Source organism: Phenylobacterium sp. (assembly GCF_037189685.1).
In the GTDB taxonomy this organism is placed as follows: Bacteria; Pseudomonadota; Alphaproteobacteria; order Caulobacterales; family Caulobacteraceae; genus Phenylobacterium.
In genome coordinates, this window is sequence record NZ_JBBCIT010000001.1 from 162,519 (window position 1) to 183,820 (window position 21,302).

Genomic DNA, 21,302 nt, shown 5'->3' on the forward strand with positions numbered 1-21,302 from the left:
CGCTACGGGACCTCGGCCACCGCCTCGGGCGGCACGCGACGGCGGGCGGCCAGTTGCTCGACGATGTCCTCGTGGACGCCCTTCTTCAGCGGATACATCAGCATCGCCAGGCCGCCGAGGACCAGGCCCGTCATGGGCAGCACGACCATGATGGACTTCAGCCCGGCCAGGGTCTCGGGCGTCTGCTCCACGTTCGGGTGGAATCCCACGAGGTCGAGGCTCCAGCCGAAGATGCCGGCCCCCAGGCCCAGCGCCACCTTCAGGAAGAACTGACCCAGGCCGAAGATGAAGGACTCGGCCCGCATCCCGGTCTTCCACTCGCCGTATTCGACCGTATCGGGCAGCATGGACCAGAACGTCATGGCCGCCCCCAGCGAACTGATCTGCATCGCCAGCAGGATCGCCATCATCAGCGGCGGGCTGCGCACGTCCATGAGCGCGAAACCCGTCAGGCAGACGAGGCCCCACAGGACGCAGACGAACCAGGCCGAACGCTTGCTGATGAACTTGCTCGCGAAGATCCACGCCGGGATGATCAGCAGGCCCGAAGCGGCGTTGAGCGAGAGCGCGATCCGGCCGCCCGCCTCGTCGTGCAGGTAGTACTTGAAGTAGTACAGCACCGACTTGCCTATGGCTGTGGAACAGATCACCGCGGTGCAGATCGCCGCCATGACCACCCAGAACGCCCGGTTGCCCCGTACGGCGCCCCAGTACTGGCCCATCCGCATCGTCGGCTCGGCCGCGTCCGGATCTTCCGGCGGCTCCTTCGTGGTCAGATAGACGAACGGGAAGATCACCGTGGCGATCGTGGCGTAGACGGCCGCCGTCAGCGTGTAGCCCCAGGCCGTGTCGCCGCCGCCCAACTGGGCCGCCAGGGGCTGGGTGGTGGAGGCGATGGTCAGGCCGGCGAGCGTGGCGAAGATCATCCGGAAGCCGGCCAGGGTCGAGCGTTCGGCCGAACTGTCGGTGATGCGGGCGTTGAGCGAGGTGTAGGGGATCGACAGCGCGGTGTAGGCCACCCGGAAGATCAGGTGCGCCACCAGGATCCAGGCGACCAGCGCCACCCCTTCCAGCGGCGGTTTGTAGTAGAGCAGCACGAAGGCCAGCCCGAGCGGGACGCCGCCCCACAGCACATACGGCCGATAGCGTCCCTGTTTCGTCCGCGTGCGGTCGGCGATGGCGCCCATCACCGGGTCGATCGCCCCGTCGAAGATCGAGGCGACCATGTAGATCAGGCCTGCGGTCGCCGCCGAGAGCCCGACGACGTCGGTGTAGAAGAACAGCAGGTAGAGCGAGACGCTCTGCCAATAGAGGTTGCAGGCGAAATCGCCCGACGTGAACGAGGCCTTGCGCGCCGGCGAGAGCCGGTGACCGGGCGGCGGCGTGAAGATGAAGCTCACGGGGCCTCCGCGCGTTCCAGGGCGGCGAGGGCGGCCCCGATGGAGTCGTGTACGGGCGTCGTGGTCATGAAGAAGATGTCGAGCAACTGGTGGAGCCGTTCTGCGTCGCGGTCCATGAGCGCATCGACGATGGCGCGGTGTTCGGCGTGATGGTCGCGGTGCCGGTCGCTCTCCAGGTCCGCATAGAGGTTGACGTACCGCTCGAGCCGGGCGCCGACGCTGGCGAACTGATCGATGAGGATCGGCGACCGGCAGCCTTCGAGCAAAGCGCCGTGCAGGCTGATGTAGGCGATCTGCCACATCTCGCGCCGCTCGGGATCACCATCGGGCAGCACCTTGCGCACCCGTTGCGAGCGGTGGAGCTGAACGACCACCTGTTCCTCCCAGGCGTCGTCCCCGCGCTCGAACGCCATGCCCAGGGCCAGGCGATACAGACGCCGATAGATGTCGAGCAGGTCCACGTAGTCGGCCATGGACGTGGGCGCGACACGGTAGCCCTTGAGGTGCTCGTGGACCAGGAGCCCGCTGGTCGAGAGCATGAGGATGGCCTCGCGCACGGGGCTCTGGCCGACGCCGTAGAACTGCGCCAGGTGCTCCACCTTCAGCCGCTCGCGCGGGCGGAACACGCCGCGGATGATGTCGCGCTGCAGCCAGTAGGCCGCGGCCTGGCTGGGATGGCGCGCCGGGTCGGCCGGCGAGGCCACCAGCGGATCGGTGAAGCGCGAAACCGAGACCAGCCGGCCCGAATCGCTCGCCCCGGCCCCGGACGAAGATCGGCGCGGGGCCGAAGCGCCCGCGCCAGTTCGGGGAGGAACCGTCGTCACGTCAGAAGTCGAAGTCCAGGGCCACGCCCACCACCCGCTGGCTCTCGTAGACCTGGAACTGGCTGAGGCTGCGGGCGTGGCCGAACGGGGTGGAGAACATGGCCGCGCGATAGTCCTGATCGAACAGGTTCTTGGCGAACAGCGAGGCCTTCCAGCGGCCGTCCGAGGGGCCGACCCCGACGGCGGCGTCCACCAGCGCATAGCCGTCCTGTTCCGTCCGCGGGTTGTTCGGGAAGGCGATCAGCATCTTCGACCGGTAGCTGGCGTTGGCGTCGAGGGTCAGCCGCCAGTCGGGGGCGACCTCGGTCCCGTAGTGGACGGCGAGGTTGCCCTGCCACATGGGCGAGAACGGCAGGCGGGCGCCGGTCAGGTCCTGTTGCACCCCGCCGATGCAGCCCTCGGCCAGGGTCTGGCCGCCGAAGCACGGCGCGTTGGCGAAATCGCCCCATTCGGCGTCCACATAGGCGCCGCCGGCGGTGACGGTGAAGTCGGCGTCGGCCAGCGGCCGCCACATGACCTCGAACTCCACGCCGCGCGTCTTCGCCTCGCCGTTCGAGATCGGATAGGTGGCCGTGATCGGGTCGCGGCCGGCCGACTGGTAGTCCTTCACCTTCGACCAGAAGACGGTGGCGTTGGCCACCAGGCGCAGGTCGGGCCAGCTCGTCCGCAGGCCCGCCTCGTAGGTGGTCGGCTTCTCGGGCCGTACGTCGCGCAGGGTGCCGACCCCGATGTTGGTGTCGTAGCCGCCGCCCTTGTAGCCGCGGGTGACGGTGGCGAAGGCCATGATGTCGTCGCTGACGTCGTACTGGGCGCCCAGCCGCCAGACCAGGGCGTCGTCGTCCTTGCCGGCGGCGGAGGAGTCGCGCAGGCCGAAGCGGGCGTCCTGCCGGAACTTGTCGGCCTGGACCTTCTCGTTCAGCAGCCGGGCGCCGGCGATCAGGCGCAGGTCGTCCGAGAGGTTGACGTTGGCCTGGCCGAAGACCGCCATGTTGCGCGTCTCGGCGTCGATCACCGCCAGCCGGTAGAAGAACGGCAGCGGCACGGACGGGAAGATCTGGATCGAGGCCGAGTGGACGCCCGTCCGGAAGACGTACAGCCCCGCCACATAGTCGATGAAGCCGCCGGTGGGCGAGGCGATCCGAAGCTCCTGGCTGACCTGGCTCTGCTTGAGGAACGCGAAGTTCACGTCCAGCAGGTTGGCCGGCGAGGAGTCGGAATCGAGGCCGTCCTTGGTGAACCAGCGGCGGTAGGCGCTGATCGACGTCAGGGTGAAGTCGCCCAGCTCGTAGTCGACCTGCAGCGAGGTCCCGTAGGACTTGCCGTTGGCGAAGACGTCGCCGTTGATGTTCTGCTTGAAGTTGCCGGGGCCGGCGACGACGCCCGCCGCGGCGGCGGCCAGCTCGGGCGCGCCGGGGACGGGGCCGACCTCGGCGAAGGTCCACAGGCAGCAGTCGGCCTGGCGGCGGTAGTAGTCGGCCGTGGCCGTCACCAGCAGCCGGTCGTTCGGCTCCCATTCCAGCTTGCCGCGCACGCCGCCGTCGTTGCGGTCGTTGAATTTGCGGCCGTCGAAGACGTTGTCGATGATCCCGTCGCGCTTGTTGCGCCGCCCCGAGAGCGAGAAGGCCAGGGTGTCGGTGATCGGGCCCGAGACGTAGGCGCTGATCTTCCGCTCGTCGTCGGGCCAGGCCCAGCTCCCGCTGGCCCGGAACTCGAACGTCTTCGACGGGCGGCGGGTGACGACGTTGATGACGCCGGCCGAGGCGTTCTTGCCGAATAGCGTCCCCTGCGGCCCGCGCAGCACCTCCAGGCGCTGGATGTCGGGCAGGTCGGTCAGGGCCGAGCCGGCCTGGCCCAGCACCACGCCGTCGAGGACGAAGCCGGTCGAGCCCTCGATGGTCTCGGCGGCGAAGGTCGAGGTGCCGATCCCGCGCACGAAGAAGCCGAAGTTCCGCGGGCCGGCCGAGTTGATGAAGGTCACGCTGGGCGCGACCTTGGTGATGTCGGTGGCCTCGTTGAGCCGCAGCGCCTCCAGGGCCTCGCCCTGCACGACGGCGATCGAGATCGGGACGTCCTGCAGCCTCTCCTCGCGCTTCTGGGCCGTGACCGTGATCTCGGCCACCTCGGCGCCCGTGGAGTTCGCGGCCAAGGCGGGCGCGCCGGCGGTGAGGGCCACCCCCGCGGCGGCGGCCAGAAGCGCTGAACGGCGGAGCGTAACTCGCAGGATCGGGGCGAATTCACCCCTCAATGCCAGCATCATCTTTGATTCCCTCCCGATAAGCGGCTCTATGATAAATACGGCCAGTGATGCGGAATTCGATCAAAAATTGACCTGTGTCAATGATCCGATTGCGAGGGGCCGGCCTGCCATACGCGCCGCGCCGCCACACGCGCGGGTCTCCCTTCGGAGGGTAGCGGCGCCGTCGGCATCATGTGCATGATGGATTTCGGCTCGATTCCCGGCGCTGCGGCGCAAGAGGCGTCGGACCGGCGAGCCTCCGGCCTCGCTGTCGCCCCAAACCGTCCCGCCCAAGCCCGGAGGGTCTCTTGTCGATCCGCGCCCTGCTCATCGCCAACCGCGGAGAGATCGCGATCCGCGTCGCCCGCGCCGCCGCCGACCTGGGAATCCGTACGGTCGCCGCCTGGTCCGAGGACGACGCCTCGGCCCTGCACCGTCGCCGCGCGGACAGCGACGTGGCGCTGAAGGGCGTCGGCCCGACCGCCTATCTGAACGCCGCCGCGCTCGTCGCGGCGGCCCAGGCGAGCGGATGCGATGCGATCCATCCCGGCTATGGCTTCCTGTCCGAAAGCGCGGACTTCCAGCGCGCGTGCGCGGCCGCGGGCATCGTCTTCGTCGGGCCGGACGCCGAGGCCCTCGACCTCTTCGGCGACAAGTCCCGCGCCCGCGCCTTCGCGGAGAGCCAGGGCGTGCCGGTGATCCCGGGCGCCGCCGGCGGGGCCACTCTGGACGAGATCCGGGCGTTCCAGGCCGGGCTTCCCTCTGAGCGGTGCATGATGATCAAGGCCGTTTCGGGCGGCGGCGGACGGGGCATGCGGCTGGTGGCGGCGGGCGAGGACCCGGCCGAGGCCTACGCCGCCTGCGAGACGGAGGCCCGGATCGCATTCGGCGACGCCCGCCTCTACGCCGAGGCCTATGTCGCCAGCGCCCGCCACATCGAGGTGCAGATCGCCGCCGACGGCGTCCGCGCCGTGGCGATCCACGACCGCGAGTGTTCCATCCAGCGGCGACGCCAGAAGCTGATCGAGTTCGCCCCGGCCATCGGGCTTCCCGCCACCGTCCGGGAACAGCTCCAGGCGTGGTCGGTACGGATGGCCGAGGCGGCGAAACTGCGCGGGCTGGCCACCTTCGAGTTCCTGCTCGACGCCGCCGATGGCCGCACCGCCGTCTTCATCGAGGCCAACGCCCGGCTGCAGGTCGAGCACACCGTCACCGAGGCCGTGACGGGGCTCGACCTCGTACAAGCCCAGCTCCGCCTGGCCGGCGGCGCCAGCCTGACCGAACTCGGTCTCGCCGATGGCCCGCCAGCGGTCCGGGGCCATGCGGTGCAGCTCCGGGTGAACCTGGAGCGGTTGGCGGCGGATGGCTCGGTCTCCCGCGCCGGCGCCGGGATCCGCCGCTACGAGCCGCCGGGCGGCCCCGGCGTGCGCGTGGACGACGCGGGTTTCGTCGGCTACCGGCCCAGCCCGGCCTTCGACAGCCTGATCGCCAAGGTCGTGGTCCACAGCCCGGCGGACGACATCGCCGTGACCCTGGCCAAGGCCGCGCGCGCCGCCACGGAGTTCCGGCTGGAGGGGGTGGAGAACAACCTGCCGCTCCTGCGCGCCATCCTGGAGGCGCCAGAGGTCGGGGCCGGCTCCGCCGACACCGGCTTCGTGGAGGCGCGGCTGCCCCAGCTTCTCGCCCGCGCGGCCGAACTCACGCCCGAGGACTCCGGCGTCGACGAGGGCGAACGCCAATGGGCCCACGCGCCCGAAGGCGGCCTGGGCGTCGAGGCGCCCCTGCGTGGCACGCTCGTGGCCTTCGAGGTCGCGGTGGGGGACGCCGTCCGCGCCGGCCAGACGGTGGCCGTGCTGGAATCCATGAAGATGCAGCATGTGGTGACCGCCGCGGCGTCAGGCGTGGTGCTGGAACTGCCGGTCGCCGTCGGCGCCACGGTGGACGAGCGCGAACCCCTGGCCTTCCTCGCCCCCGACGGCGCCGGCCACGCCGATGCGGTCGTGGAGACGATCGACCTGGACGCCCCGCGCCGCGATCTGGAGGAAGTGCGCGCCCGCCACGCGCTCATCTTCGACGCCGCCCGGCCCGACGCCGTCGAGCGGCGGCACAAGACCGGCGGGCGCACGGCGCGCGAGAACCTGGACGACCTGTTCGACCCGGGCACATTCCGCGAGTTCGCCGGCCTCGCCATCGCGGCCCAGCGCCGCCGGCGTACGATCGAGGACCTCCAGGCCCGCACGCCGGCCGACGGCATCGTCACCGGCGTCGGCGAGGTGAACGGCGCGGAATTCGGCCCCGAGACCGCCCGCTGCGCGGCCCTGGCCTACGACTATACCGTTCTGGCCGGCACCCAGGGGCACTTCGGCCACAAGAAGACCGATCAGATCCTGGAGTTCGCCGAGCACTGGAAGCTGCCGGTGATCTGGTACACCGAGGGCGGCGGCGGCCGGCCGGGCGACGTCGACGCCGGCGGCCTCTCGGCCTCGTCCCTGGACACCACCAGCTTCACCACCTGGGCCCGCATGTCGAGCGTGGCGCCTAGGATCGCCGTCAACTTCGGGCGCTGCTTCGCCGGCAACGCGGTCTTCTTCGGCTGCGCCGACATCACCATCGCCACCCGCAACTCCAGCATCGGCCTGGGCGGGCCGGCGATGATCGAGGGTGGCGGCCTGGGCGTCTTCGGGCCGGACGAGGTGGGGCCGGCCCGGGTCCACTGGGAGAACGGCGCCCTGGACCTGCTGGTCGAGGACGAAGCCGAGGCGACGGTCGCGGCCAAGGCCCTGCTGGGCATGTTCCAGGGCCGGACGAAGGACTGGACCTGCGCCGACCAGCGCCTCCTGCGCCACCTCGTGCCCGAGAACCGCGTGCGCGCCTATGACATCCGCCGGGTGATCGAGACCCTCGCCGACGCGGATACGTTCATCGAGCTGCGCGGCGGCTACGGCCGCGGCATGATCACCGGCTTCCTCCGGATCGAGGGCCGGCCCTTCGGACTGATCGCCAACGATCCGCATCACCTGGGCGGCGCCATCGACTCGGAAGGCGCGGAGAAAGGCGGCCGCTTCCTCCAGCTCTGCGACGGATTCGGCGTGCCGGTGGTGTCGCTCTGCGACACCCCGGGCTTCATGGTCGGCCCCGACAGCGAGAAGACCGGCGCCATCCGGCGCGGCTCGCGCCTGTTCGTCACCTCGGCCGCCCTCTCGGTTCCGCTGTTCGCGGTGGTCCTGCGCAAGGGCTACGGCCTGGGCGCCCAGGCCATGACCGGCGGCGACTTCTCGGCCGCGGCCTTCACGATCGCCTGGCCGACGGCCGAGTTCGGACCCATGGGACTCGAGGGCGCCGTCCGGCTGGGCTACCGCAAGGAACTGGAAGCCGAGGCCGATCCCACGGCGCGTCAGGCGCTGTTCGAGAAGCTAGTGGGGCGCATGTATCAGGCAGGCAAGGCGATTTCGGTGGCTCAGGTCTGCGAGATCAATGCGGTGATCGATCCGGCCGAGACACGCGACTGGCTGGTGAGGGGTCTGGCCGCGACGGGCGCGCCAAAGCGGTCCAGCCGCAACTTCATCGACGTCTGGTAGGCCTCACTCACCCCGCCCACGACGTTGGACATCGTCCGGAACCGGGGACGTCGGTGAGAACCGGGCGGCCGCGCCCCGGCCTTCAGGCCATGAAGTCCACCAGCCACTGGAGGACAAGCGCTATGCCGGCGAGACCCGCGAGGGCGCACGCGAAACAGACGGCGCTCTCCGCCAGAGTCTTGCGCGTATGGAGGACAGGTTCCCGAAAGGCCATGGCGTCTTCTCCCAGCGCCGGGCCGCTCTCGAGGGCGGCTCGTTCGCAGAACGGGGATCATGCGCCCTTCCCGGCAGCTTGGCCAGCGCTTCGAGCGGCCTCAGGCAGTCCAGCCTACAGAGGGCCCTCGAGAAGGCGGCGGACCACCGCCTCGAGGACCCGGGTGATCGCCTCGCGGTCGCCCTTGGGATTGCTGACGCCACGGATGGTCATGCCCTCGAACAGCATGTTGAGGATCTCGCCCCGGGCGCGGCGCTCGCAGTCCGAGCATCCCTCGGGGAGCGTGCGCCGCAGCAGGGCCTCGCCCAGCGCCCGCTTCTCGATATCCGCCGCCTCCACGATCCCCGCGACGGTCGTGTTGCGGGCCGCCTCGGCGACGACTTCCAGGTCCAGCGCGGCGCGCTCGCGATCGTAGTGCTCCTCCACGGCGGTCGAGCATTTGGCGACGATGGCGTCGGTCGGCCCACCGTCGCGCGTCTGGGCCTCGGTCATCCAGGCCTGCATCTCGGCGATGTCCCGGGCGACGATGGCCGAGATGATCGCCTCCTTGTTCTCGAAGTAGCGATAGATCTGACCCACGGAGAGTCCCGCCGCCTGGGCGATCTCGGCCATGCTCGCCCCATGGAATCCCGAGCGACGCGCGCAAGCCGCCGCGGCGTCCACGATGATCTGCCGGCGCGCCTCGGCGGCGGCGCGCTTCGCGCCTTCGCTCATGCAAAAATTCCTTGTGCGCTGCAAAAAAATGTCCGGCGACGGGTTGACTTCACGAGGTCATGAATCCACATATCTGGAATGAGAATGAACATTCATTCTCATCTAACAACGTCCTGTCAAGCGGAACGCGAGCGCGCGGTCCGCCGCATCCGGTGCTCGCATGCGCATTTCTCTCCTCAGCGGCCTCCTGGCCGCCGCTTTCCTGTCCGCTTGCAGCGCCCAGACGCCTTCAGGCCCCGACCCCAACGCCCCTGTCCCCGTGGGTGTCATCGCCGTACGCGCGGAACCGGTCAACCTCACCATGGAACTCAGCGGCCGGACGTCGGCGTCGCTGGTGTCCGAGGTTCGCCCTCAGGTGGACGGCGTCATCAAGGCGCGCCTGTTCCAGGAAGGCGCGATCGTGCGCGCCGGCCAGCCGCTCTATCAGATCGACCCCGCCACCTACCGCGCCAGCCTCGACAGCGCCGCCGCGGCGCTGGCGCAGGCCGAGGCGGCGGCCACCGCCGCCAGGCTCAAGGCCGAGCGGTTCGGCGAACTGGTCAAGGTCAACGCCGTCAGCCGGCAGGACAACGACGACGCCCAGGCCGCCGCCAAGTCCGCCACGGCGAATGTCCAGGCGCAGCGCGCCGCCGTGCAACAAGCCCGCATCAATGTGGACTACGCCCGCGTTCTCGCCCCGATCTCGGGCCGGATCAGCCGCTCGTCGGTGACGCCCGGCGCCCTCGTGACAGCGAACCAGGCCACGCCGCTGGCCACCATACAGAACCTCGAGACCATCTACGTGGACGTCACCCAGTCGGCCGCCGACCTGCTGAAGCTGCGCCAGCAGATGGCCGCCGGCGACCTCGCGGCTCCCGGGACGGCGCAGGTGCGGCTGATCCTCGAGGACGGCTCGACCTATCCGCATGCAGGACGCCTCGCCTTCTCGGACATCACCGTCGATCCCGGCACGGGCTCGATCGGCCTGCGCGCCGTCTTCCCGAACCCCGAGGGCGCGCTGCTCCCCGGACTCTATGTCCGGGCGCAGCTCGCGCAGGGCGTGGCGACCCAGGGGATCCTGGCGCCCCAGGCGGCGGTCAGCCGCGACCCGAAGGGCGGCGCGACCGTCTTCGTCGTGGACGCCGCGGGCAAGGCCCAGGTCCGGCCGATCACCGTCAGCCGCACCGTCGGCGACAAATGGCTGGTCACCGGCGGCCTGAAGCCCGGCGAGCGGATCATCGTCGAGGGCTTGCAGAGCGTACGCCCTGGCGCGGCCGTGAAGCCCGCCGCGGCGAACGCGGCCCCCGCCGCGACAGCGCGCTGAGGACCCCGTCATGCTGTCGCGCTTCTTCATCGACCGGCCGATCTTCGCCTGGGTGATCGCGATCGTGATCATGCTGGCGGGCGGCCTGGCGATCCGCACCCTGCCGATCGCCCAGTACCCCGACATCGCCCCGCCACAGGTGGAGGTCCTCGCGGTCTATCCGGGCGCCTCGGCCAAGACGGTCGAGGACAGCGTCACCCAGGTCATCGAACAGAAGATGAAGGGCCTGGACGGTCTGCAGTACATCACCTCGGCCAGCGACGGCTCGGGCGCGGCGACGGTCACCCTGACCTTCCGGTCCGGGACGGACATCGACATCGCGCAGGTGCAGGTCCAGAACAAGCTCCAGACCGCCGTCGCGCTCCTGCCCCAGGAGGTGCAGCAGCAGGGCCTGAGCGTGGTGAAGTCCACGCGCAACTTCCTGATGGTGGTGGGGCTCTACGCCACCGACAGCACGACGACGACCGCCGACCTTTCGGACTATCTCGCCTCCAACCTGCAGGACCAGCTCAGCCGCGTGGAGGGCGTCGGCGACGTGCAGCTGTTCGGCGCGCAGTACGCCATGCGGATCTGGCTCGACCCCGACAAGCTGGCCTCGCGCAACCTGACGCCGGCCGACGTGATCGCCGCGATCCGCGCCCAGAACGCCCAGGTCTCCGCCGGCCAGCTCGGGGCGACGCCGTCGCTCCCCGGCACGGTCCTGAACGCAACCATCAGCGCCCAGGCGCGGCTCGAGACGCCGGCACAGTTCGAGAACATCATCCTCAAGGACACCGGCGGCGGCACGCACGTCTACCTGCGCGACGTGGCGCGCGTGGAACTGGGCGCCGAGAACTACAACGCCCTGTCAAAGTACAACGGCAAGCCGGCCGCGGGCCTCGCGATCCGGCTGGCGCCCGGGGGCAACGCGCTCGAGACCGCCGACGCCGTGAAGGCGCGGATGGCGGAGCTGTCCGTGAACTTCCCGACCGGGATCGCCTACGTCATCCCGGTCGACACCACCCCCTTCGTGAAGCAGTCGATCCATGAGGTGGTGAAGACCCTGGGCGAGGCCGTCGTCCTGGTCTTCCTGGTGATGTTCCTGTTCCTCCAGAACTGGCGGGCCACGATCATCCCGACGATCGCGGTCCCGGTGGTGCTGCTCGGCACGTTCGGCGTGCTGGCCGTCTTCGGCTATTCGATCAACACGCTCACCATGTTCGGCCTCGTGCTGGCGATCGGCCTGCTGGTCGACGACGCCATCGTGGTCGTCGAGAACGTCGAACGCGTCATGCGGGAACAGGGCCTATCGCCAAAGGAGGCGGCCCGCCGCTCGATGGACGAGATCACGGGCGCGCTGATCGGCATCGCCCTGGTGCTGGCCGCCGTCTTCGTGCCCATGGCCTTCTTCGGGGGCTCGCAGGGGGTCATCTACCGGCAGTTCTCGATCACGCTGGTGTCGGCCATGGCGCTGTCGGTGGTGGTCGCGCTGGTCCTCACGCCGGCGCTCTGCGCCACCCTGCTGAAGCCGGTCGATGCGGCCCATGCGATGGAGAGGCGCGGCTTCTTCGGCTGGTTCAACCGCAACTTCGACCACGCCAGCCACCGCTACCAGGAACAGGTGGCCCGTATCCTGGGCAAGGGCGGGCGCTGGATGGCCGTCTACGGGGCCATCGTGGTGGTCCTGGCCCTGCTGTTCATGCGCCTGCCCGGCGCCTTCCTGCCCGAGGAGGACCAGGGGAACATGTTCGCCCTGGTCCAGCTCCCGCCCGGCGCCACCGAGGAACGGACCCAGGCGGTGCTCAAGAAGGTCGCCGACCACCTGCTGACCGAAGAGGCGGACGCCGTGAAGTCGGTGTTCACCGTCTCGGGCTTCAGCTTCGCGGGCGCGGGCCAGAACGCCGGCATCGCCTTCATAACCCTAAAGCCCTTCGAGGAACGCAAGGCCGCAACCCTGAAGGTCGGCGCGGTGGCTCAGCGCGCGCAGGCGGAATTCTCCAGGATCAACAACGCCATGGTCTTCGCCGTGGTCCCGCCCGCCGTGCCGGAACTGGGGAATTCCGCGGGCTTCGACTTCCAGCTCCAGGACGTCGGCGGCGTGGGTCACGAGGCGCTCATGGCCGCCCGCAACCAGCTCCTGGGCATCGCCGGCGGCGAACGTCGCCTGGTCGGCGTGCGCCCCAACGGGCAGGACGACACCGCCCAGTTCGCCATCGACGTCGATCATGCCAAGGCCGGCGCGATGGGCCTGAGCGTGGCCGACATCAACGCGACGCTCTCCACCGCCCTGGGAGGCGCCTACGTCAACGACTTCGTGGACCGCGGCCGGGTGAAGAAGGTGTTCGTCCAGGGGGACGCACAGTTCCGCATGGCGCCCGAGGACCTCGACCGATGGTACGTCCGGAACGGTGCGGGCCAGATGGCGCCCTTCTCGTCCTTCGCCTCGACGCACTGGACCGTCGGATCGCCGCGCCTCGAACGCTACAACGGCGTCCCCTCGGTCAACATCCAGGGCTCGCCCGCCCCCGGCGTCAGCTCAGGCCAGGCGATGAAGGCGATGGAGGAGCTCGCGACCAAGCTGCCCGCCGGCATCGGCTACGAATGGACCGGCCTGTCGCTTCAGGAACGCGAGGCGGGCGCCCAGGCGCCGGCGCTCTACGCCCTGTCGATCCTCGTCGTCTTCCTGCTGCTGGCCGCGCTCTATGAGAGCTGGACCATTCCTCTGGCGGTGATCCTGGTGATCCCCCTGGGCGTGCTGGGCGCGGTGCTGGCCACCAGCCTGCGCGGACTCTCGAACGACATCTATTTCCAGGTGGGCCTGCTCACCACGATGGGCCTCTCGGCCAAGAACGCCATCCTGATCGTGGAGTTCGCCAAGGACCGGTTCGAAGCGGGGGCGTCCCTGGTCGAGGCCACGCTTGAGGCCGTCCGCATCCGGCTGCGGCCGATCATCATGACCTCGCTCGCCTTCATCTTCGGCGTGCTGCCCCTGGCGATCTCCAACGGACCGGGCTCGGGCAGCCAGCACGCCATCGGCACAGGCGTCATCGGCGGCATGGTGTCGGCGGTGGTGCTGGCGATCTTCTTCGTGCCGCTGTTCTTCGTGCTGGTGCAGCGCCACCTCGGGCGCAAGACCGAACCGCGCGCCGCCGCGCCCGCCCCGCAGGAGGCGAACTGATGGCTTCCCGGTTCCGGCCCACGTCCCAGCGCCGGCGCGCATCCCTGGCGGCGATCCTCCTCGCCGCGACGGCGCTGGGCGGCTGCGCCACGATGGCGCCCCGCTACGAGCGCCCGGCCGCTCCGGTCCCGCAAGCCTGGCCGAGCCCTGCCGACACCGCCGTCTCCGGCGCCGACGCCCCGTGGCGCGAGGTCTTCCCCGACCCGCGCCTTCAGGGGGTCATCCAGCTTGCCCTGGAACAGAACCGCGACCTGCGGGCGGCGACGGCGAACATCGAGCGGGCGCGGGCCGCCTATCGCGTACAGCGCGCGGACCTGCTGCCGGGCATCGACGCCACGGGACAGCTCCAGCGCGGCCGTACGCCCGCCGGCGCGACAGGCCTGGGCCAGGCGACGGACACCGAACTCTACAGCGTGTCGGCCGGCTTCGCGGCCTATGAGCTCGACCTCTTCGGGCGGGTCCGCAGCCTCGGCGACGCCGCGCTCCAGTCGTTCTTCGCCGCCGAGGAGAACCGTCGCGCGGCGCAGGTCAGCCTGGTGGCCGAGGTGGCCGCCGCCTACCTCACCCTGGCCGCGGACCAGGACCTCGTGGGCCTCACCCGCGACACCCTGGCGAGCCGCGACGCCGCCTTCGACATCGCCCGCAAGCGGTTCGAGGCTGGAGCCGCCTCGGAGCTCGACCTGCGGCAGGCCCAGACCCTGGCCGACCAGGCGCGCAGCGACCTGGCCACCGCCGAGGCCCAGGTGGCGCGCGACCGCAACGCCCTGCGGTTGCTGCTGGGCGCCGAGCTTCCCGCCGACCTCGCGCCGCAGGGCGGACTGGCCGGCGTGGGAGTCGTGGCCGAAGCGCCGGCGGGCCTGCCGTCCGAGGTCCTGGTCCGCCGTCCCGACGTGCTCGCCGCCGAACATGCGCTCCGGGCCCGGAACGCCGACATCGGCGCCGCGCGCGCGGCCTTCTTCCCGCGCATCAGCCTGACCGGCGCCCTGGGCACGATCAGCCCCGAGCTGAACGGCCTGTTCGAAGGCGGGACCCGGACCTGGAGCTTCACGCCGCAGGTCACGCTTCCGATCTTCGCCGGCGGGGCCAACCTGGCCAACCTGCGCGGCGCCGAGGCCGGCCGCGACGCCGCGCTCGCCCAGTACGAGAAGGCGGTCCAGACCGCGTTCCGCGAGGTGGCCGACGCCTTGGCCACGCGCGCCACGATCGGCGAGCGGACGGCGGCCCAGGCGCGCCTCGTCGAGGCGGCCGAGACGGCGCAGCGGCTGAGCCAGGCCCGCTACGACAACGGCCTCGACAGCTACCTCGTGCTGCTGGACGCCCAGCGCACGCTCTACGCGGCCCGCCAGAGCCGGCTCGCCGCCGACCTCGCCCAGGCGACGAACCGCGTGGAGCTCTACCGCGCCCTGGGCGGCGGAGGCGGGCCGGCCCGCGCCCGGTAGGCCTTCAGGCCGCGTCGGGCAGGGTTTCGGGGCAGCGGCGGCGGACCAGGATCTCGGCGCCGGCGGGATCGAGCGCGGTCAGGGCCTGGCCGCCGTCGCCGAGGGCGAAGCGATGCTGCGCCGTCCGCGTCTCGCCCTCGCCGGTGAGCTCGACGGTGAAGATGGCCTCGCCAGGGGCGGACACGGCGACGGCCAGGATCGGCCCCGAGCTCTCATGGAACGTCAGGCGGTCCGCGGCGACCACGAGCCGCGTCTCCCGGCCCGGCGCGCAGTCGGTCGGGCGGGCGGCCCACACGCCACGGAACGCCTCGGGCGCTTCGGGCCGCGCGGGCGGCGCCGGCGCGGCCGGGGCCGCGACCTCGACGGGCGGCGTGGGCGTGGCCGCGGGCCGGGGCATCAGGAGCATCACCGCTCCCAGGACGACGATGGCCGCGGCGGCGGCGAGGATCAGATGCCGGCGCATCCTGCTTGAAGCCGCCGGCGCGCCCGGCGGTTCCCGCGCGCCGACGCCCCCGAAAAGGACCCACGAAAAAGGGCCCCGTTTCCGGAGCCCTCGTCGCTGGGACCTTGGGATCGGCGGCCGTTGGGGCGCGGCCGCCTCAGCCAGAACGGATCAGGCAGAATGGATCAGGCCGGCGCGCCCGACATCCCGAGCGTCGCGAAGCCCACGATCAGGGCCAGCATGGCGGTCATCAGGAGGGGCGGAGCGGCGGTGCGGATCAGGTTCATCATGGCGAGAGAGCGTTTCGATGCGTCTTGGGTTCCTGGGACCCCGTGGGGAGCGGGGGTGTCCGTGTGGACGACCGAGTGAATAGCACTGCTTCGGTTTATGAATGATCAGCGATTTCGCACTGTCGCTATGCGTTTTCCGTGCAGACCCCGCGCATCCGGGACCCCTGGCTGATCGTGGGGTGCGGAGCTTGTCCCAGCGGGAACGGTGGAAGCGCCGCGCCGGCACGCGTGGCGGGCGCGCGTGGCGGGCCGGGACCGCCTCAGTCGCCGCGGGCGGCGGCGATCCGGGCCTGGATCGCCTCGCGTTCGGCGTCGGTCTTGCCGGCCCACCAGTCACGGACCGCTTCGGCGGTCAGCGGGGTTATCCAGTCGCGATAGGCGTCCATCTGCGCCTGCGGGAAACCGTTGGCGAGTCCGCGCAGGTGACGGTCGAAAAAGCCCATGACGAAGTCGTTCTGCGCGCCGATCATCACTTCGGACGGCGTCGATCCGAACAACGCGTCGCGGGCCGGCCTTCGCACGAACAGCGAGAAATCCGACAGTCCCAGGTGCTTCGAGTCGCGGAGCTGAACCCGATACAGGTCGGCCCTGGCGCCCGCCCCGCCGAAGCTCTCATAGGAGAACTCGTTGAAGCTGTGCGCCGGACCTTCGACGTCGGCGCCGAGCTGTCGGGCGAGGCCCCTGAGGTCCGAGTGGAACATCAGGAACGGGACCGGCATGTCCCGGCCGAACGCCTGGAACGGGAAGTCGCCGCCGTCCAGGTTGACGCCCGCCGCGCAGCGCGGGTCGACGATGCAGACCGTGCCCGAGGTGGCGCCGCCGAACGACATGCCCATCTCGCCCACCCGATCCAGCCGGGCGGCGGCGGCGATCTCCCGGATCGCGGGCGGCACATCCCCGGCCTGGAGCCTGTCGTGGACGAGCATCCGGTCGGCGGCCCAGATCACCCCGCTCCTGAGCAGGCGGTCGCCCCGGCCCGCCAGCGCGGCCTCGCGAAGCCGCAGGTAGCCGTCCAGCCGGTCGTCCAGCGTGGCCCCGCCGATGGCCTGGCGTTGAAGCGCGGCGGTCGCCTTGGCGTCGGGACCTTCCTCCCGTGCAAGCCGGAACAGCTCGGGGTCGGCGGGCGCCACGTCGCCGTTCGGGAACACCGTGGTCGAGGAATCGTAGGTGTGCTGCACCGAGACGACCACGTAGCCGTGACTGGCCAGGTGCTCCATCAGCGCCGTGTTCTGGGCCAGGAACGAGGTGTAGCCGTGGCTGTAGAAGACGGTCGGCAGCCCCTTCGCGCCGGTCAGCAGCGGGGCGTCCTCGTAGCTGTGGGTCCGGACGTGCTTCACATAGGTGAAGAAGGGCGGGAAGCCGACGAGCGCACCCAGCGTGCGGGCCGTGCGCCGGGCTTCCAACTCGGTGAAATAGGACCTTGGCCGCGCGCCCCGCGCCGGCGCCGGCGCCGCCGGATACCACGCCCGCACCAACAGGCGGCGGGGCTCGTCGGGTCGCGCAGCGATCAACCCCGGACGACCGGGGTCGGTCACCTCGAAGCTGCGGACCCCCACCGGATGTGGCCCCGACGGCTTCGGCAGGGGCCAGACCGGGAAGAGCACGAGGGCCGTGACGGCTGCGGCCGCGAGCAGCACGACAAGCGGTCCCGATATCCACGGCAGGCCAGGTTTCGGAGGCGCCCGGCGAAGCCGGCTGACGAGCAGCGCCAGGAGTAGGATCGCCGCGGCGACCGCGCCCGCGCCCGCCTGCCACCGATCGTCCCAGATCCCCGCCAAGCCCAGGAGGAGGGCGGCGCCCGCCAGGACGGCCAGCCAGAGCCCGCGATGCGGCAACCGCCGGATCCACCAGGCCGCCACGAACGCCGCCAGTGCAGCGATGAGCAGGACATCCAGTACGGTCATGGGCCACTCCCCCCGACCGTATCCGACACGAGTTGCGAAAAGCCCGCAACCGTGCGTCGCGGGCATTCAGTCGCGCAGGCTTCGGAACGTGATGGAATACCGGTGAGCCTTGGCCTCGGGCAGGCTGTGTTCCCAGTCCAGGCGCGCCGATCCGGCCAGGACATAGGCGGATCGCGGCGCCAGCGGCGCCTGCATCCGCTCGAAGCCGCTGGCGACCCGACGGCGGAACCGCATCACCGCCGGCGCGAGCAGCGAGACGCCGACGATGCGGTCGAACATCGGCCGGTCGCGATGCCATCCGATCGGCGCGCCGGGCCGGTACTCGTTGATGAGGACGTGGACGATCTCGTCCGGCCGCAGGCCCGCAAGGGCGGCGGCGCGAGCGCGGACCGGCTCCAGCCAGCCCGGGATCGGCGCGGCGTCGGTGAGCCGCCCGGACGCGCCATCGTAGCGGCGGCCGTAGTTCAGCACCCGGCGGCGCGCCGAGACGCCCCGGAAAAGGAAGGGCGCGAACGGAAGCTCGGCGAACCGGACCGCGAGCGCCGCTTCCTCTGCCATCGAGATGAAGTCGGTCTGACAGGAGAATCCGTCAGGGCCTCGCGGCAGGTCGTCGAAAAGGTCCATGCCCTGCATGTGGATGCGCACCGGCCCGGCGGAAAGATCGCCCGTTCTGGTCGCGGACGACAGGTTCGACCGCTGCGCCGGAAAGCCTGCGCCAGAGGGTCACGCAGCCGTGATCGCCCCCCGGCCACGGGACGGCCGCTGCGGCGTTGACCTTCCGTGGCCCTCGGCCGCCAATCGGAACGGCGGCCTGTCCGCGAGCGAGGTAGCGTATGGACAAGGCCACACCGCCCGGTCCGGGGGCGGCGATGACGACGCCCGGCGCGACAGCCGGACCCTCGCCGGGCATGACGCTGGGCGCGCGTGACGCCATCGCCATCACCGTCGGGATCGTCGTGGGGGCCGGCATCTTCCGCACGCCGTCGCTCGTGGCGGGCGCGGCATCCAGCGAGGCGATGGTCTATCTGGCCTGGATCGCGGGCGGCCTGATCTCCATCGTCGGCGCGCTCTGCTACGCGGAACTGGCGTCGGCCTTTCCCAGCGCCGGCGGCGACTATCACTTCCTGAAGCGGGCGTTCGGCGGACGGCTGGCCTTCCTCTACGGATGGGCGCGGCTGTCGGTGATCCAGACCGGCTCGGTGGCGCTGCTGGCCTTCGTGTTCGGCGACTACGCCAGCCAGATCGTCTCGCTGGGTCCTTACTCTCCGGCGCTCTACGCCGCGGGCTGCGTGATCGCGATCACGGCCGTTCAGTGGATCGGCGTGCGCGCCGGCGCGGGGGTCCAGGTCTGGCTGACCCTGGCCGAGATCGCGGGGCTGACGGCGGTGATCGTCGCGGGCCTGCTGGTCGCGCCGGCGGCGGCGCCGCAGATCGTGACGAGCGACAGCGGCGCCTTCGGCCTGATGATGGTGTTCGTCCTCCTGACCTTCGGCGGCTGGAACGAGGCGGCCTACGTCTCGGCCGAACTCAAGGACGCCCGCCGCCGCATGGCGCCGGTGCTGCTGTTCAGCCTGGGCCTGATCACGGTCCTGTACCTGCTCGTCAACGCCGCCTATCTGCGGGCCCTCGGCCTGGCCGGAGTCGCGGGGTCGCAGGCCGTCGCCGCCGACGTGATGCAACTGGCGTTCGGCCCGCTGGGCGCAGGCCTGATCAGCGCCTTCGTGGCGGTCGCCGCCCTGACGTCGGCCAACGCCACCGTGTTCACCGGCGCGCGCACCGCCTGGGCGCTTGGGCGCGACCATCCCCGGCTGGCGATCTTCGGCCGCTGGGACGAGGCCTCGGGCTCGCCCCGAAACGGGCTGATCGTCCAGGGCGCCGCCGCCCTGGCGCTCGTGATCCTGGGCGCCTTCGCCCGCGACGGCTTCCAGCTCGCCGTCGACTATACGGCTCCCGTCTTCTGGAGCTTCTTCCTCCTGGTCGGCGTGGCCCTGTTCCGCCTGCGCCATACCGAGCCCGATGCCGAGCGGCCGTTCCGCGTGCCGCTGTATCCGGTCCTGCCGGCGCTGTTCGTGCTGACCAACGCCTACCTGCTCTATTCGAGCCTGGCCTACACCGGCCGGGGGGCCCTGCTGGGCCTTGCCATCCTGGCTCTGGGCGGGCTGCTCATGATCCCCCTGCAGAAAAAGGAGACGCCCCCGTGAAAGCGTATGCGCTCGCCGCCGCGGCCCTGACCCTCATCGCCTGCCAGGCGCCGCCCAGCACCGTGGAGGCGCAGGCCCAGACGCAGAACACCGCGCCGCTGCGGGCGCCGGACGTCATCTACGTTCCCACGCCGAACAACACCGTCGAGGCCATGCTGGCGCTAGGCGAGGTGAAAGCCGGCGACGTCCTCTATGACCTGGGTTCGGGCGACGGGCGCATTCCCATCGCGGCGGCCAGGAAGTTCGGGGTGAGGGGTGTCGGCATCGACATCAATCCCGAACGCATCGCTGAAGCCAACGAGAACGCCAAGGCCGCGGGCGTCACCCAACTCGTCCAGTTCCGCAACGAGGACCTGTTCACCGCCGACTTCAAGGAGGCGACGGTCATCACGCTCTACCTGCTCCCCAGCCTGAACGTGAAGCTGATGCCCAGGCTGCTGGAGCTGAAGCCCGGCACGCGGATCGTCAGCCACGCCTTCGACATGGGCGACTGGGAACCTGAGAAGACCGTCGATGTCGAGGACGGCGGCCGGATCTATCTGTGGCGCGTGCCGGAGAAGACGACCGACTGACGCCGTCGCGAGGCCTCTGCCCGCGCCGATAGTTGCGAACGGCTCGCATCGGTGCGCAGGATCGTTGCGAACAGTTCGCAACCAGAGGCGCGGCATGGCGGAGCAGCAGGCGAGCGAAGAAACGGAGCGTGAGGCCCCCGCGGCTGTCCGGCCCTACAGGCTGTTCGGCGTCGAGCTCGTCCGCCGGACGACGCTCTCGCCCCACATGGCCCGGCTGACGTTCGGCGGCGAGGCGGTGGGGGAGATGCGCACCTGCGCGCCCGACCAGCGCATCAAGCTGTTCTTTCCCGATCCCGCCGGCCGCGCCGCGGCGCTGGAGGACCGCGCGGACTGGTACGCCCGGTACAAGGTCCTTCCGGTCCAGGATCGGCCGCCGATGCGCACCTACACCATCCGCGCGCTGCGCCCGGCCGCGCGGGAGGTGGACATCGACTTCGTCCTGCACGGCCGCGCCGGGCCGGCCTCGCGCTGGGCGCTGGACGCGCAACCCGGAGACCGCCTGCAGATCACCGCGCCCAGCGCCGCCTATGCGGGCGATCCCGGCGGCTACGAGTGGCGCCCGCCCGCGGACGTGGAGCGCGTGCTGCTGATCGCCGACGAGACCGCCCTGCCCGCCGCCGCGGGGATCCTCGAGGAACTCGCGGCGCGGCCCGATCCGCCGGCCGCGCAGGCGTTCATCGAGGTCCCCGATCCCGAGGACGCCCTGCCGCTGCCGGACTGGCCGGGGCTGGACGTGCGCTGGCTGCCCCGGTCGGGCGCGCCGCACGGCGAGGGGATGACGCAGGCGCTGTCTCTCGCGCAGACGCCCGCGGCCGCCTCGGCCGACGGGCCGCTGGAGGCCATCGACATCGAGGCCGTGCTCCCGTGGGAGCGCGCCGCCGGCGCGGCGGACGGCTTCTACGCCTGGGTCGCCGGCGAGTCCGCGGCGGTGATGGCGATCCGCCGCGAGCTGGTCCAGGCCCGCGGCCTGGCGCGCAACGCCATCAACCTCATGGGCTACTGGCGGCTGGGGCGCGTGCTGGACTAGC

General features: G+C 71.0%; 15 protein-coding genes. 7 read left to right on the plus strand and 8 right to left on the minus strand.

The genetic code is table 11. The features are described 5' to 3' along the window. Positions 1-2 precede the first annotated feature (2 nt). The 3 genes from WG212_RS00785 to WG212_RS00795 are packed head-to-tail and all read right to left on the minus strand — an operon-like array spanning position 3 to position 4,481. Positions 3-1,400: an MFS transporter gene (locus WG212_RS00785; RefSeq protein WP_337185150.1), complete on the minus strand. Its 1,398-nt coding sequence runs from the start codon at positions 1,398-1,400 to the stop codon at positions 3-5. Beyond that, positions 1,397-2,224, minus strand: coding sequence for an FCD domain-containing protein (locus WG212_RS00790; protein ID WP_337185151.1), 828 nt, complete (start codon positions 2,222-2,224; stop codon positions 1,397-1,399). Before WG212_RS00790 ends, WG212_RS00785 begins: the two co-directional genes overlap by 4 nt. Before the next feature lies 1 nt (position 2,225). Next, positions 2,226-4,481, minus strand: coding sequence for a TonB-dependent receptor (locus WG212_RS00795; RefSeq protein WP_337185152.1), 2,256 nt, complete (start codon positions 4,479-4,481; stop codon positions 2,226-2,228). A 287-nt stretch (positions 4,482-4,768) separates the two neighbouring features. On the opposite strand from WG212_RS00795, the gene WG212_RS00800 reads away from it, so the two are divergent. Beyond that, a complete protein-coding gene (locus tag WG212_RS00800) occupies positions 4,769-8,038 on the plus strand; it encodes a carboxyl transferase domain-containing protein (protein WP_337185153.1) in 3,270 nt (1,089 codons plus the stop codon). Between the two features lie 82 nt (positions 8,039-8,120). Here the strand turns inward: WG212_RS00800 and WG212_RS00805 are convergent, their stop codons facing one another. Together WG212_RS00805 and WG212_RS00810 are read right to left on the minus strand one after the other, a co-directional pair. Next, on the minus strand, positions 8,121-8,252 hold the full coding sequence (locus WG212_RS00805) for a hypothetical protein (protein ID WP_337185154.1): 132 nt from the start codon (positions 8,250-8,252) through the stop codon (positions 8,121-8,123). Between the two features lie 114 nt (positions 8,253-8,366). Further along, positions 8,367-8,966, minus strand: a complete 600-nt coding sequence (locus WG212_RS00810; protein ID WP_337185155.1) for a TetR/AcrR family transcriptional regulator — start codon at positions 8,964-8,966, stop codon at positions 8,367-8,369. 160 nt (positions 8,967-9,126) lie between these two features. On the opposite strand from WG212_RS00810, the gene WG212_RS00815 reads away from it, so the two are divergent. The 3 genes from WG212_RS00815 to WG212_RS00825 are packed head-to-tail and all read left to right on the plus strand — an operon-like array spanning position 9,127 to position 14,865. Then, on the plus strand, positions 9,127-10,269 hold the full coding sequence (locus WG212_RS00815; RefSeq protein ID WP_337185156.1) for an efflux RND transporter periplasmic adaptor subunit: 1,143 nt from the start codon (positions 9,127-9,129) through the stop codon (positions 10,267-10,269). Positions 10,270-10,279: 10 nt separating this feature from the next. Then, positions 10,280-13,426: an efflux RND transporter permease subunit gene (locus WG212_RS00820; RefSeq protein WP_337185157.1), complete on the plus strand. Its 3,147-nt coding sequence runs from the start codon at positions 10,280-10,282 to the stop codon at positions 13,424-13,426. Then, positions 13,426-14,865, plus strand: a complete 1,440-nt coding sequence (locus WG212_RS00825) for an efflux transporter outer membrane subunit (protein ID WP_337185158.1) — start codon at positions 13,426-13,428, stop codon at positions 14,863-14,865. The genes WG212_RS00820 and WG212_RS00825 overlap by 1 nt, the downstream gene beginning before the upstream one ends. Before the next feature lie 4 nt (positions 14,866-14,869). On the opposite strand, the gene WG212_RS00830 is transcribed toward WG212_RS00825, so the two are convergent. The 3 genes from WG212_RS00830 to WG212_RS00840 all read right to left on the minus strand — a co-directional run bounded on the left by WG212_RS00830 (position 14,870) and on the right by WG212_RS00840 (position 18,146). Continuing rightward, a complete protein-coding gene (locus WG212_RS00830) occupies positions 14,870-15,328 on the minus strand; it encodes a hypothetical protein (protein WP_337185159.1) in 459 nt (152 codons plus the stop codon). A 529-nt stretch (positions 15,329-15,857) separates the two neighbouring features. Then, positions 15,858-17,501, minus strand: coding sequence for a hypothetical protein (locus WG212_RS00835; protein WP_337185160.1), 1,644 nt, complete (start codon positions 17,499-17,501; stop codon positions 15,858-15,860). A 66-nt stretch (positions 17,502-17,567) separates the two neighbouring features. Continuing rightward, positions 17,568-18,146, minus strand: a complete 579-nt coding sequence (locus tag WG212_RS00840; protein WP_337185161.1) for an alpha-ketoglutarate-dependent dioxygenase AlkB — start codon at positions 18,144-18,146, stop codon at positions 17,568-17,570. Positions 18,147-18,334: 188 nt separating this feature from the next. On the opposite strand from WG212_RS00840, the gene WG212_RS00845 reads away from it, so the two are divergent. The 3 genes from WG212_RS00845 to WG212_RS00855 all read left to right on the plus strand — a co-directional run bounded on the left by WG212_RS00845 (position 18,335) and on the right by WG212_RS00855 (position 21,301). After that, a complete protein-coding gene (locus WG212_RS00845) occupies positions 18,335-19,702 on the plus strand; it encodes an amino acid permease (RefSeq protein WP_337185162.1) in 1,368 nt (455 codons plus the stop codon). Continuing rightward, a complete protein-coding gene (locus WG212_RS00850; RefSeq protein ID WP_337185163.1) occupies positions 19,699-20,274 on the plus strand; it encodes a class I SAM-dependent methyltransferase in 576 nt (191 codons plus the stop codon). Before WG212_RS00845 ends, WG212_RS00850 begins: the two co-directional genes overlap by 4 nt. 94 nt (positions 20,275-20,368) lie before the next feature. Continuing rightward, positions 20,369-21,301 carry a siderophore-interacting protein gene (locus WG212_RS00855; protein ID WP_337185164.1) on the plus strand — a complete coding sequence of 311 codons (933 nt, stop codon included), beginning with the start codon at positions 20,369-20,371 and terminating at the stop codon, positions 21,299-21,301. The last annotated feature ends 1 nt before the right edge of the window (position 21,302 follow it).